Source organism: Streptomyces halobius, from assembly GCF_023277745.1.
GTDB lineage: Bacteria > Actinomycetota > Actinomycetes > Streptomycetales > Streptomycetaceae > Streptomyces > Streptomyces halobius.
In genome coordinates, this window is sequence record NZ_CP086322.1 from 470908 (window position 1) to 484539 (window position 13632).

8 protein-coding genes are annotated in these 13632 nt (G+C 71.4%); 6 read left to right on the forward strand and 2 right to left on the reverse strand.

The window, feature by feature from the left end; translation table 11 throughout:
- The first annotated feature begins 348 nt into the window (after positions 1-348).
- The 3 genes from K9S39_RS02130 to K9S39_RS02140 all read left to right on the forward strand — a co-directional run bounded on the left by K9S39_RS02130 (position 349) and on the right by K9S39_RS02140 (position 7516).
- Positions 349-3570, forward strand: a complete 3222-nt coding sequence (locus tag K9S39_RS02130) for an NACHT domain-containing protein (RefSeq protein ID WP_248861603.1) — start codon at positions 349-351, stop codon at positions 3568-3570.
- A 229-nt stretch (positions 3571-3799) separates the two neighbouring features.
- Positions 3800-5917, forward strand: a complete 2118-nt coding sequence (locus tag K9S39_RS02135; RefSeq protein ID WP_248861604.1) for an ATP-binding protein — start codon at positions 3800-3802, stop codon at positions 5915-5917.
- 6 nt (positions 5918-5923) lie between these two features.
- Positions 5924-7516: an ABC transporter substrate-binding protein gene (locus K9S39_RS02140; RefSeq protein ID WP_248861605.1), complete on the forward strand. Its 1593-nt coding sequence runs from the start codon at positions 5924-5926 to the stop codon at positions 7514-7516.
- Between the two features lie 94 nt (positions 7517-7610).
- Here the strand turns inward: K9S39_RS02140 and K9S39_RS02145 are convergent, their stop codons facing one another.
- On the reverse strand, positions 7611-8387 hold the full coding sequence (locus K9S39_RS02145) for an E3 ubiquitin ligase family protein (protein WP_248861606.1): 777 nt from the start codon (positions 8385-8387) through the stop codon (positions 7611-7613).
- A 213-nt stretch (positions 8388-8600) separates the two neighbouring features.
- Here K9S39_RS02145 and K9S39_RS02150 point away from each other — a divergent pair, with 213 nt between their 5' ends.
- Both K9S39_RS02150 and K9S39_RS02155 read left to right on the forward strand, forming a co-directional pair.
- Positions 8601-10304, forward strand: coding sequence for an SPFH domain-containing protein (locus K9S39_RS02150; RefSeq protein WP_248861607.1), 1704 nt, complete (start codon positions 8601-8603; stop codon positions 10302-10304).
- The gene (locus K9S39_RS02155) at positions 10301-11599 is read left to right on the forward strand and encodes an SPFH domain-containing protein (protein ID WP_248861608.1); all 1299 of its coding nucleotides are present in this window, start codon (positions 10301-10303) and stop codon (positions 11597-11599) included. Before K9S39_RS02150 ends, K9S39_RS02155 begins: the two co-directional genes overlap by 4 nt.
- A 162-nt stretch (positions 11600-11761) precedes the next feature.
- Here K9S39_RS02155 and K9S39_RS02160 read toward each other — a convergent pair whose 3' ends face one another.
- Positions 11762-12538: an alpha/beta fold hydrolase gene (locus tag K9S39_RS02160; RefSeq protein WP_248861609.1), complete on the reverse strand. Its 777-nt coding sequence runs from the start codon at positions 12536-12538 to the stop codon at positions 11762-11764.
- A gap of 96 nt (positions 12539-12634) precedes the next feature.
- On the opposite strand from K9S39_RS02160, the gene K9S39_RS02165 reads away from it, so the two are divergent.
- Positions 12635-13558 (forward strand): helix-turn-helix domain-containing protein, encoded by a 924-nt coding sequence (locus K9S39_RS02165; RefSeq protein ID WP_248861610.1) that lies wholly within the window; start codon positions 12635-12637, stop codon positions 13556-13558.
- Positions 13559-13632 lie beyond the last annotated feature (74 nt).

Sequence of the window (13632 nt, forward strand, 5' to 3'; positions counted from 1 at the left end):
TCGTCGGACCGGGCGAGGAGACGGCGGCACGGCCACCGAGGCGTACGACGCGCATCCGTGCCCCGAACGACGGCCAGCACAGGCGCCCGATGCGCGTCCCTGCCCCGAACGGTGGCCAGCACAGGCGCCGCCTCGGGATGCCGTCTCGCGGCGGGTGCGGCGGGCGCCGGAACCGGTCACGCCGTGATCGGCGTAGTAGCAGGTGCGTGCCAGGTGCCGGGCGGGAGTGACGGTGCCGGATGCGGCGCAAGCAGCGTATTCGGGGGCCGACTTGAGGCACCGGACGCGGCTACAGTGAGGCGGGTTGGGGGCGGCACGGTCGCACGGCTCGGGTGAGGGAGGGCTGCGGTGGACGGCGGCACGGTGGGGCTGCGGATCGCATCGGCGGTGGTCGTACCGCTGCTCAGGCGTCTGCTGCTGCCGCCCGCGCGGGTGCCGGGGGCGGAGTTCGGCGACCGTCCGATTCCCCTCCGGCGGCTGCTGTCCTTCGCCAGGGAACACCGCACCCTCACCGAGGACGATCTGCACATTCTCGCCCGCGAGCTGGTCCGCCGCGCCGTACGGGCCGCCGGGCCGCACGATCCGCCGGTCGGCGCCGATGAGCACGACGCCGTCGGACAGGCGCTGACCCGCACCCTGCACGCTCTCGGCGATCTCGACATGGACGATGTGCACGCCTTCGCGCTCGGCCCCGAGCGGCTGGCCGCGGCGCTGTCCGGGAGCGCGGGCCCTGACACCCGACGGCTGCTCAGCGATGACGCCGCACGCTTCCACGACCGGCTCCTGGAGACGGCCTGCGTTCATCTCGTGCGCTTCTTCAGCCAGCAGCCGGGGTTCGCGGCCCGCGCCCAGATCGAGCAGAGCCGCGAAATCCGGGAGCAGAGCGAGAAGCTGGACGTGATGCTGCAGCGGCTGCCGGACAGCTCCCTCCGGGACGCGCGGTTCGAGGAGGAGTACGCCCGCTACGTCGTCGAGTGCCACGGCAGGCTCACGATCTACGGTGTCGATCTGCGGGAACCGGACGGCCAGGACTGGCCGTTGGAGACCGCGTATCTGAGCCTGGAGGCCATGCCGTACCGCGGTGGGGCCGATCCGGTGCCGGTGGTGAACGGCGAGCCGGGCGCCGACCGGGACACCGAGGCCGAGCGGGCCGCGGGCCCGGCCGAGGCGGTCCTCGCCAGCCACGACCGGGTGCTCCTGCGCGGGGTGGCGGGCACCGGCAAGACGACCCTGGTGCAGTGGCTGGCGCTGACCACGGCGCAGCAGGACCGGGTGCCCGGTGGCCTGTCGCAGCTGCTCGGGCGCGTCCCCTTCGTCCTGCCGTTGCGCACGTTGGCGCGCAAGGACGCCGAACTGCCGATGCCCGAGGACTTCCTGCGCTGGATCGGCTGTCCGCTGGTGGGCACCCAGCCCGACGGCTGGGCGGCGCGGGTGCTGCAGCACGGGCGCGGTGTGCTGCTGTTCGACGGGGCGGACGAGATCCCGAAGGACGACCGGATCCGCGTCCGGGCCTGGCTCAGGAAGCTGATGGCCGTCTTCCCCGGCAACCTGTGGCTGCTCACCACCCGTCCCTCGGCGCTGGAGCGGGGCTGGCTGGGGCGCGAGGGCTTCCAGGAGTTCACGCTCGCCGCGATGCGGCCGTCCGACATGAAGCGGTTCATCCGGCGCTGGCACACGGCGGCGGGCGCTTCGGAAGAGCTCGGCGAGTCACTGACGCTGTCGCTGCGCAGCAGCCCCGAGTTGAGCCGTCTGGCGACCAATCCGCTGATGTGCGGGCTGATCTGCGCCCTGCACCGGGAGCGCCGTGGTTTTCTGCCCCAGGGCCGTGCCTCCCTGTACGAGGCGGCGCTCTCCATGCTGCTGGAACGCCGTGATCTGGAGCGCGAGGTGTACGGCCGCGGCCGCAGGCCGGAGCTGGACGAGAAGGCGGCCACGGAGCCACTGCAGAGGCTGGCGTACTGGCTGATCCGCAATGAGCGCACACAACTGGACTGGCCGGACGCGGTGGACGTGGTGCGCCGGCTGCAGCCGTCGGTGCCCCGCCTCGCCGAGGTCGGGACGGCGGAGGAGGCACTGCAACTCCTCCTGGAGCGGTCCGGCCTGCTGCGCGAACCGGCCACCGGCGCCGTCAACTTCATCCACCGCACGTTCCAGGATTTCCTCGGCGCCAAGGCGGTGCTGGAGGAGCGCGATATCGGCATGCTGGTGAACAACGCGCATTTGGACCAGTGGGAGGACGTGGTGCAGATGGCCGTCGCCCAGGCCCGCCACCAGGAGCGCGCCGACCTGCTGACCCGCCTGCGGGAACGGGGGGACCGGGAGAAGGACGCCGCGGTGCAGGCCAGGCTGCGGCTCCTGGCGCTCGCCTCCCTCGAACAGGCCACCCGCCTGGAGCCGACGGTGCGCGAGGCCATCGAGGACCGGGCCGCGCGGATGCTGCCGCCGCGCAGCCTGCGCGAGGCCAGGTCACTGGCGCGTACGGGGCCCCTGCTGCTCGGTCTGCTGCCCGCGGCGAAGGATCTGACGGGCGACGAGGAGCTGGCCACCGTCCATGCGATCTGCCAGATCGGCGGGGACGCCGCCATCCCCCGGCTCCGGGAGTTCCTGCGCACCCACCAGCCCGCCGTGCGCGCTCAGCTCCTCGACCACTGGGACCGGTTCGACACGGAGGGGTACGCCGAGGAGATTGTGCGCCCTCTCCTCGCGGCGGCGCCCGACGAGGCGGTCACGGTGCGCTCGCGGGCCGAGCTGCACGCCCTGCGCTCCATGTCCGGGTACCAACGCGTGGGTCTTCACGGCGATTTCAGCCCGGAGGAGATCCGTACCTCGCTCGATCCGCGCCGGCTGCGTGAGCTGCGGCTGCGCAACACCCTGCAGCTGGAGGATCTCGATCTGCTCGCCGCCTTCCCCGAGCTGGAAACGCTCGTCCTGGAAGGATGCCGGAACGTCAAGGATCCGACGCCCCTGACCAGGCTGCCGCGCCTGGAACGGCTGGAACTGCGGGATCTCCCCCGGTTCGAGCCGCTGCTGAAGCTGGCGGACTGCCCGCGGCTGGAGGGGCTGCTCGTCGGGCCGGAGGTGCCCTGGCGTGGACTGCCCGACCTGCCCCGCGCCGCCGAGCTGCGGCTGCTGTCCCTGCCGCCGGCGGCGGCGCAGCTCGCGGGCGTCGTGGCGTGCCGGGGCCTTGAGCAGCTGCGACTGCAGGACGCGAGCGAGCGCCTGACGCCGGACGAATGGGGGTCGCTGATCGGCGAGTTGCCGAATCTGCGCACACTGACCCTCTCCCCTCAGCAACTGAGCATGCTGCTGTTCGCCCCGCGCACCCAGATCCCTCAGGTCACCCACCTGGATGTGCGGGCCAGGGCCGGTTCCCCGGTGCCGTTGCGCCGGATCGCCCTGCGCCTGCCGGGACTTGAGGAGATCCGTCTCTCACAGGTCGCGGAGCTCGATCTGGCTTCCCTCGCCGGGCTGCGCCGCCTGCGCCGGGTACGGCTCGCCTATCCCGGCGAGATCCGCGGGGCGGACGCGCTTCCGGAGAGCGTCGAACTCGACATCTATCCGCACCCCTGACACCGGACACCACCGGTCCCCGCCCTCGTACGCTGCGCGTCCCACTGGTCACAACCGCATGACACAGTCCCGGATTCACCTGGCGGGAGATGTGCGGCACCGGTAAGTTCTCCAGCTACAGGTGTAGTTGGTACGGATGTCAGCGGCTGTGTCTCGGGGGAGCGGTGCCGTCCGCCTCCGAGGCGCGTCTGCCGGTCAGCAACGGACAACGGAGGCGGGACGCAGCCAGATGCGCACATCGGAAGGCGACCCGCTGCCGCTGCCCGAGACCGGTGCCCCGTCCCGGTCCCGCCTCTACGGCCGTGATCCGCTGTTGCGCTCGCTCCTCCCCCGGCTGACGGGCCTGGCCTACGGCGAGCGGTCCCGTGCGCCCCGGGAGCACCGGGGCGACCTGCCCGTGGTGCTGGTGACGGGGCACCACGGCATGGGGCGCAGCGCCGTCCTCACGGCCCTGGCGGCGCACTACCGGGACCGGCTGCCGCTCGCGCACGTCCGGGCCGTGGCCACCGAGCCCGGCACCTTCCCGCCCGTCCAGGCCGACGGCACGGCCGCCGCCTCGACCTTCGTCGAGATCCTGGCAGAGCTGGTGTGCGGGCTCGCACCCGGGCTGCGCCGGCGCTTCCCCGTGCTGACGCCCGGACTGTTCGCGGTCTCCGGATGGCGGCTGGGCAACGCCGAGCAGCGGGACGCGGTATGCCTGCGGTACGCCCGGCTGCTGCGTGCCTGCCGCCTCGCCGACGGGGACGAGAACGCGCTGCGGCACACCTGGGCCACCGCCGTCGAAGGCCGGCTGGAGGCCGTCGGAGCGGCGGAGAGCCAGGACGCGATGGCGGCGGCGGGCCAGGACGCGGTGACCGCCGCCGTGGTGGCGGAGTACGCCGAGCGGTATCAGCCGGCCGCGGCGCAGGAGTGGTACCGGCGCCGATTTCCGCGCAGCGCGGAGGGGCAGGACCCGCTGGTGCTCCTCGGGGAGTGGTTCCAGCAGGGCGGCGACTTCCGGCATGCGGCCGAGCAGTCCCTGATGGCCGCTTTTCTGCATGATGTCGCCTCCTCCTACGGGCGGCTGCAGCGATGGAACCGTGAGCCCCGGCCGCTCGTCCTGCTCGACGACGCGCACCGCCCGGCCGGGCAGGACTTCCTCGACCTGCTCCTTGAGCACCGTGCGATGCCGGAACGCCCCGGCCACGAGGAGCTCGTCGTCGTGGCCACCCGGCTCGGCGGATTGCCCGAGAACGCACCCGCCGCGATCCGCCGCGATCTCCCGGACCTGGTGACGTCCTCCGGCTGGGAGCGCCAGGGCCTCGCCCCGTCCGCCGGTCTGCTCGCCGTTCCGCTCGCCCCGCTGAGCCGGGACGACATCCTGCCCCTCCTCGTACCGGACCGGCCCACCCGGCCACTGCACCCCTATCTGGCCTCCGCCGTGCACTCCCTGACCGGCGGGCATCCCGCGGCGACCACCGTGCTGTGCGCGGCGGTCCTGGACGCCACCAAGAAGGGCGTCAGCGTGGCCCCGCGCAATCTGCTCGAACTGCGCACTCCGGACGGCCGCCCCGTCACCGAAGCGCTGCTGGAACGGCTGCTTCCCGACCGGCGCCAGCGCGACCGGCTGACCCTGCTCTCGCTCGCCCGCGACAGCACGGCGGCGGAGGCGCTGGCCGGCCATCTGCGTCTCCAGGGTCCCGATCAGCTGCCGGCCAACTCCGCCACCGACTACCTCGAAGAGCAGCAGTGGCAGCAACTCACCCCTCCGGACCGGCCGTTGGTCACCGACGCCCTGCTGCAGACACTGCTCGTCCACGAAGCGCGCCGCACCTCGCGGGGAGCCGATGACGGCCGTGGTTGGCAGGAGATCCACCGCTTTCTGCGGATGCACCATGCCCAGCGCGGCGAGAGCGGCGAGGCGGACGCGCTGCGGCACACGCTCGCGGCCGGGAACGCCGAGACGGTGGTGGCCACGCTCGCGGAGGAGTTCCAGTCCGAGCAGGACGCACAGGCCGCCGCACACTGGCTGCGGTGTCTGCGGTACGCCGCCACGGCGCCCACACCGCCCGCGCCACCCGCCGGAGAGTGGACCGACGAACGGACGCAGGTCGCGCTCGGCGCGCACGACGGCCGGTACGCGGAACTGCACGAGATCGAGCGCTGCATCAACCGCCTGCTGCACGCCCTGTGGCAGGTGTCCGAGCCGCACGCCGAGCCGGACCCGGATCTGTGCAAGGCGGTCGGCGAGGAGCTGGCGTTCCTCTCACCGCGGCACCCGTCCTGGCACGCCGTCCTGGGCCAGGCCGCCCGCAGCTGGCCCGCGGCGGCCCGGAAGAAGCTCCCCTTCCCCGTCCCCGGTCAGTGAGGAAGCATGCTGCTCCGTCTGTTCCGTCGTCATCCCCGCGAGTGGGGCCCGGTCGAGTGGCTGGCCGTCCTCGGGTTCGGCGTGCTCGCCGTCCTCGTGATCACCCTCCTCGTCAGCCTCGTGCGCGGCCCCGGCCGGTGCGGTGCGGATCTGCGGGACATCGGAGGGGACTGCGTAGGCGTCACCGCGGGCGCCTTCGAGGCCGACCCGGGCGTCCAGAGCCTCATCGAGGCGGTGGCGGACGAGAACGCGAAGGTGAAGCAGGGCTGGGAGGCCCCGGGCAACGGCCCCAGGATCCCCTACGTACGGATCGCGCTGATGATGCCGTTCACCGCGGACAAGCACAGCGCGATGACAACAGACATGATCCGCCGCGGTCTCGCCGGGGCACTGGCCGCTCAGCGAGAGGCCAACCGCTTCGCCGGACCGCACTACCAGCTGCTGCTCGCCCCCGACGGCCGGAACCTCGACCAGTGGCGGCCCGTCGTCGAGCGGCTCGCCGAGCTGGCCAAGGACACCCGGACGCCGCTGGTCGGCGTGACCGGCATCCCGAGCAGCACACCGGAGACACGGGAGACGATCACCGCGCTCAGCGAGCACAGCATCCCCATCGTCGGACCGGTCATCACCGCGGCCAACATGAACGCCCCGTACTTCTTCAAGACCTCGCCGAACAACGACCAGTTCGCCCGTGCCCTCGCGCGCTACCTGGACAAGAACCCGGGGAAGCGCAAGGGGTTCCTGGTCCTGGACAACCGCGCGGAGGACGTCTACTCGCAGAATCTGCGCGACATCTTCGAGGAGCACTTCGGCACGGCGTACGACCTGGCCAACCACCACTCGAACTTCACCGGCTCCTCCGGCACCGACAAGGGCATCCCCCGGCGGTTCACCGATGCCGTACTGAAGATCTGCAACGAGAAGTCCGACACCGTCTTCTTCGCCGGCCGCGACCGGGACCTGCCCGCCTTCATCGAGCGGCTGGCCCAGGAGGGCACCTGCGGGCGCACCACGACGCTGCGCATCCTGAAGGTCGGCATCGGCCTGGAGCCCGCGCTCACCGCGGGCGCCCCCACCCGTTGGCTGCACGAGGCGCAGGCCACGATCGTTGACGCGGCGTCGGTCGATCCCGCCTGGTGGGCCGGGAAGAAGAAGCCCGAGAAGGCGCTCGGCCGCTTCCTCGACCGCTTCGAGGAACTACGGAAGCAGCACGAACTGGGCCCGAAGCCGCTCGACGACGGCTATGCCGTCATGTACCACGACGGCTTCGCGCTGCTCGCCAACGCCGTGGACCGCACCTTCACCGAGATCAACGAGAGCGGCGAACAGACCCCGGAGTCCCTCCGCATCCCCACGGCGCATGACGTCTACAACACCCTCATCATCCCGACCATCGCCGGAGACACCTGCAGCTCCTGTCTGGTCGGCGCCGGGGGCACCTACGGCTTCGAGGGACCGGGCAAGAACGACCAGTGGGCGGTCTGCAAACCCGTACCGGTCGTCGAGTACCCGACGGCCGGCCGCCCCGGCGGCCAGAGCCCGCTGCCCCTCTACCGCACCTACCGGAACGACTCGGAGAACGCCTGCCCCGCCTTCTGACGTGCCACCGGCGTCATTCCCATTCGCCGGCTTTCGCCTTGGCGGCCGGCAACTGCAGGCCGCGCGCAGCAGGCGTCCGCGCACGCCCGGCGGGTCAGCTGAGGATGCCGACCACGAGGAGGACGACTCCGGCGACGGCCGCGACGGCGGTGCCGATGCCGAAGCCCAGGACCTTGTGGTTCTCGCCGCGGAGCAGCTGCTCCTCGGACTTGACCGACATGATGAAGACCCCGCCTTCGGCCGGGGCGCCGATCGCGAGGCGGCCGTCGGCGTCGCCGGCCTCGCCGTGGACGTAGCAGGGGCTTCCCGGGCGGACGATCCATTCCTCGCGCTTGTAGCCGATCGTTCCGTTGCCGCCTCCGAGGTCCAGGCTCAGCGGGCCGAGTTCGAGGCGGTGGCCGCCGCCCGTGTGGGGATCGAAGCGGTCAAGGACCTTCTCCGCCCCGGTGACCTCGTGATCGCCGGGGCGGATCACCATCTTTCCGGTGCCGTCCGCGACGAAGAACGCGGTGGAGCTGGAATGCTCGGAGAGCACCTGCGTACGGGTCCTGCGCTTCCGGTTGCCGTTGCTGTCGCGGTAGGTCTCCTCGAACTTGCGGGTGATCTTGTGCTTGTGCCACACACACTCCAGGCCCTCCAGCTCGGACCGCAGCGCACCGTTCTTGTGGGGTTGCGCCTGGCCGGCGACCTCGCAGCGATAGCGGAAGTGCCCGGCGCCGGCGGCCTCCGCGGCCGCCCCGTGCAGCGCCTTCAGCTCCTGTACCGGCAGGGTCTCGGTGCTCTCCATCGCACGGGCCCGGGCGTTCGCCGTGCGCGCCAGATACGCGCAGACCGTCGCCACCACCAAACCGGCCAAACCTATCCAGATCACTACGACTCCACGCTTGAGGCACCTCTCCCCCCGACCGCGGCGACCCTACCCGGGGCCGTCCGTGGCATGGCATGCCACGTCGCGCGTACCCCGCCCTGTACCGCCCAGGAGGCATGCGATGGGATGGTGTGGTGCTGTGTTCACAGGAATCACAGAATTCACCGGCTCACAGCATGCACAGCTGATCACGTAACAGGAGACAAAGGGGGATTTGTGGCAGGCAGCCAGAGCGTGCGGAGGTTCGCGCGGGCGGTGTCCGAAGGCGGGGACCTGAGCGGGGCCGCCGAGCAAGAGCTACGGCGCCGTAGCGGGCTCGACGTCGGCCGGGTGCCGGAGGAGGCCGCCGAGGCCGGTATGTCCGGCGCGGAGACCGAGATGGGGGAGTCGCACGGCGACGGCATGGACCCCGCCGACTTCCCCGCCGCCCGCGAACAGGGCGGCACCATCGACACGATCATGACGCAGCAGACCGTGCCGCTGGACGAGGCGCGGGAGGCGCTCAACCGCAGCGAGCAGCAGCGCGAGGGCGGGCAGCAGGTCCATGCGATCTGCCCGATGGTCATTCCGCGTGGCCGCTCGATCCTGAGCATGCTGCCGGTGCTGCTCCTCTTGGTGGTGGGCGTGGTGGCGAGCGCCGTGATTGCCGCCGCCGGCGGCAGTGCGTTCACCCACCCGCTCTTCGGGATCCATTACTGGGTGCTGTCGCTGGCCGCGGTCGCCTTCGTGTGGTGGCGGCAGGGCATGGTGATGGTGCCGGACGGCTGCCAGGCGCTGATCACCCGCTTCGGGAAGCTGGAGCAGGTGGTCGGTCCGGGCCGGGTGATCCTGCTCAACCCCTGGAAGCGGGTGTCGTACATCATCAACACGACCCGCGAGTACCCGTTCAACGCGCCGGTGCGCGAGGCGCCGACCAAGGGCGGGGTGAAGGCTTCCATCGATCTGTTCATCCAGTTCCGGATCAGCGACCCGGTGGAGTTCGTCTACACGCTGGGTGCGGTGCGCGGCTTCGAGGAGAAGCTGAGCAACGCGGTGAGCGAGACCATCCGGAGCCTGATCTACGAGCAGGAGGCCGCCGGTATCTACGACATGGTGGGCGAGGACACCGGGCGGCTGCTGGAGCAGCTGAACCAGCAGTTCCGGCCCGCTGTGGAGCTGACCAACGCCAACATCACCCATGCCGAGCCCTCCGACCGCGCGTACCGCATGGACCTGGCGGCGCCGGAGATGGTGCGGGTCGCCAAGGACGCCTACACCCACGAATACGCCCTCCACCTGCGCAAGGAGCAGGACGAGGGTGACTTGACCAAGGAGCTGGCGTCCCGTCAGGAGACGCTCTCCGCGATCATGGCGGATATCGCGCAGTACCAGGCGCAGATGGACACCGCCGTGGAGCGGGAGACCAACCGCGCCGAGGCACTGGCCCGGCAGCGGTATGTGCAGGCCGAGTCGGAGGCGAAGGCCAACGCGGCGCTGCTGGAGGCGCAGGCGCTGGACATCCGCGCGGTGACCGCGGCCGAGGCCCCGGAGATCCTGGAGTACCGCTACCAGCAGCAGGTGCTGGACACGCTGGAGGAGGTCGCGGACCATCTGCCGCGGCTGGTGCGGATCGGTGGCGAGTCCGGCGCCGACGGCGCCGCAGGGGTCGACTTCCTGGCGCTGGCGCGGGAGCTGGTCGGCGAGCGGGGCACCGAGCTGTTCACGGACGCGGACATGGCCGCCGTACGCGCCCGGCTGGCGGAGGTCGCCGACCGGATCTCCGGGCGCGAGGAGGAGATCGCCGCGCTGCTGGAGGCCGAGCGGCCGACCGTACCCGCCGCTTCCGGCGGGACGGCGGAGCCGGAGCAGGACGGTGCGGCACCTGGGCACGGCAGTGCCGCACATGAGGACGGGAACGCAGCCGAGGGGGACGCCCAGTGAGCACCACACGCAACCACAGGTCGGTCATTTCCGAGGAAGTGGCGCCCTGGAGTGAGATCCGCCAGCTGCTGCGCGGCGGCGAGGCGGGCAAGCTGGTCCCCGTCATCATCCCCCGCCATCGGCGCAGGCTGTGGTGGATGGTGCTGCTGTGGCTCGGGGTTTTCGGGCTGCTGACCGGCGTGATGCTGAATCTGGGGGCACCGGATGGCACGGTCGGTGTCGCCTACGGCGCGATGGCCGTCCTCAGCTACATCGGCGGGACGCTTCTGCTGCTGGCCGGTCTGCTGTGGTGGTGGCGCTCGTCCATCGCCGAGATCGAGCAGGGCACGAACGGTGTGCTCACCCGCTACGGCGCGGTGACCCGCACCCTGGAACCCGGCCGGCACTATCTGTGGCACCCGTGGTCGCGCGTGGACTTCGTGGTGGACACCGCCACCGAAATCCCGTACTCGGCCCCGGTGGTGGCCTGCCCCACCCGGGAGAACGTGCCGCTCCGCTCGATCGAGTTCTTCCTGAAGTTCAGGATCACCGACGCGGTGCTGTTCGTACGGACCATCGGGGCGGGCAACTTCGACCTGGTGCTCTCCAGCGCGGTGCAGGACGCCATCCGCCAGCGTGGCCGCAGGGTGCAGACCGAAAGCGCCTATGACCTGCGCGGCTCGGACGTCGCCGATATGCAGGAGCTGCTCAACCGTCAGCTCTCCCGCTACGGAGTGCGCATCACCGGCTCCAACATCCCCGATGTACAGCTGCCCGCCCAGTACCAGCAGCACCTGGCCACCCGGGAGCGGGTCGCCAAGGAACGGACCGCCTACGAGCAGGAGTGGGGTCTGACCCGTAAGCGGCGCATCGACAGCCTGCAGATGGACATCGAGCGGGCGAAGAAGGTGCGTGACGCGCGCATCGTCGAGGTGAAGGCCGCGCTCAACAAGGCCCGTGAGGCGGTGGCCCAGCTTCTGGAGGAGCAGGAGACCAATGCGCAGAAGGTCCGCTTCGAGATCGAGACGCGCGGCCGCAGCGGACTGATCTCCGCGGAGAACGAGGCCCGCGCCCAGCGCCGCCTCGCGCAGGCGTACCGCGACAACCGTGCGGTGCTCCAGTACGAGTTGGCCCGTCGCCGGCTGGAGGTCGGCGCGATCCTGGCCGGGAAGGCCCCGCAGCCGGTGGTCGTCCGCACCGACGGCACCGGCACGGACACCTCGGCGCTGTCCACCCTGCTCACCGCCCAACTGCTGCCACGGCTGACGGCGTTGCCGCCGGTGAACGCGCCGCGCCCCACGGCGGACGGCGAGTAGCGGACGGCGAGCAGCTGCCCGGCCGGACGGTGCGGAGCCGCCCGACGCCGGTGGCCGGTGGGAACAATCCATGGCCGTCACCCCATGGCCGTTCCCACCGGCCCCGGGCCGGAGCGCAGCTCATCGTCCGACCCTCGACGTCCGCCCTTCGCCCTCCGCCCCTCAACACCCGACCCGGTGTCCTTCTCCCGCGACGGCCCGGAGCAGTACATCGGCCAGTTCGTCGGGGGCGGAGAGCATCGGCCAGTGCCCGGTGGCGAGTTCGAAGAAACCCACCCGGGGGTCGGTGAGCATCCGGAACTGCGGCTCCCCCGATGCCACCGCGGCCTCGACCATGCCGATGTTCATGCCGTTGCGGGTGCACAGGACACCCGTCAACGGGAGCTTGGCGGCTGCCCCCGACAGGCGGAGCGGCTGGGTGAGCGTGCGTACCGGCTGCGGCGCGGCAAGCCGGTGCAGCCGTGCCAGCACCTCCTCGGGGACACCGTCCACGCTGCCCCAGGTGTGCCGGTCCTCGGCCGACGGCTGGAAGAGACGCCAGTCGTCCCCGGCCTGCTCGATGCGGAGCCGTACTCTCTCGCGCAGCTCGTCGGGCAGCCCGTCGACCGGCGAGTGACCGTCCTGGGGCATGCCCCCGTCCACGCAGACGAGCCGGGCGCACCGCTCCGGACGCCGGTCGGCGGCGCCCCACACCGGATGGATGCTGTAGCAGTGGCCGACCATCACCAGCTCCGGCGCCGCCACATGGTCGATCAGCTGCACCAGATCCTCGACATGGGTCGCCAGGTCCGTCTCGGGTCCGGCCAGATGGCGGCGGTCACCGTAGCCGGTGAGGGTCGTCAGATGCACCTCGGATCCCGACTCCCGCAGCCGGGCGGCCACCTTCTCCCATACCCAGCTGCCGCAACGGGGGCCCGGGACCAGTACAAACGTCGTCATGATTGCCTCCTCGCACCTCGTGATCCACGGGGCGGCCGAACCGGCCGTCCGCGCTCGCCGGTACGGTAAGAACTCCACCTGAGGGAGGTTCAAGCCGTGTCCCCTGACGGCATATGGAGCATCGGAGAGCTCGCCGAGCATGCGGGCGTCACTGTGCGGACCGTCCGTTTCTACTCCAATCGCGGTCTGCTCCCCGAGGCCGGCCGCAGCACCGGCGGCCACCGCCGGTACGGCCCCGAGGCGCTCGACCGGCTCCGCCTGATCCGTTCGCTGCGCACCCTTGATCTGCCGGTCCCGGAGGTGAGCCGGGTCCTCGACCAGGAGGACACGCTGGAGGATGTCATCGCGGGGCAACTGCGGGAACTCGGTTCGCGGTTGGCCGCCCTGCGCTGGCGGGAGGCCGCCCTCCAGCTGCTCCAGGACTGCACGCCCGACGAACGCGCCGACCGGCTGCGCCTGATCGGCGCCATGTCTGCCCCGCCCAGCACGGCCGCGCTGGCGCGCTTCTGGCGGTGCTGGCTGCCGCCGCGGCTCCCGGGCCGGCTGGCCTCCGCGATCATCGACTGGTCGGTTCCGCGGCCCCCCGCCGATCCGACCCCGTCCCAGGTACTGGCCTTCGCCCGGCTGAACGAGTTCGTCAACAGCCCCTGCTTCACATCCGGGCGCCGCCAGCTTAAACCCCACCACCACGACTACCGTCCGGTCGTGCTCTACGAAGGTCTCAGCGAAGCGTGCACGCTGGCTTCGGCACGCATGCGGGCAGAGCTGCCGCCGCACGAGGGCGAGGCACTCGACTGCTTCGTCTCCGCCTTTGCCGAGGCATCCGGCTCCCGGGACACTCCCGGCTTCCGCCGCCAACTCAGCGGCCGGCTTGCCGCCGACCCCCGTATCGACCGCTACTGGCAGCTCACGGCCGAAGTGACCGCCCCGCCGTCCGGACCGGCGGAGCCGACCCTCGGCGCCACCCATGAGTGGCTCCGCCGCGCCCTGGACGACCAGCTGGCTCGTTCGTCCGTCTGAGGCATGTATCAGCCTTCCCGGGTACGGGCGTTCAGGGTGTGGGCGCCGAACCAAGGCGTCGCAGCGGTCCGGCC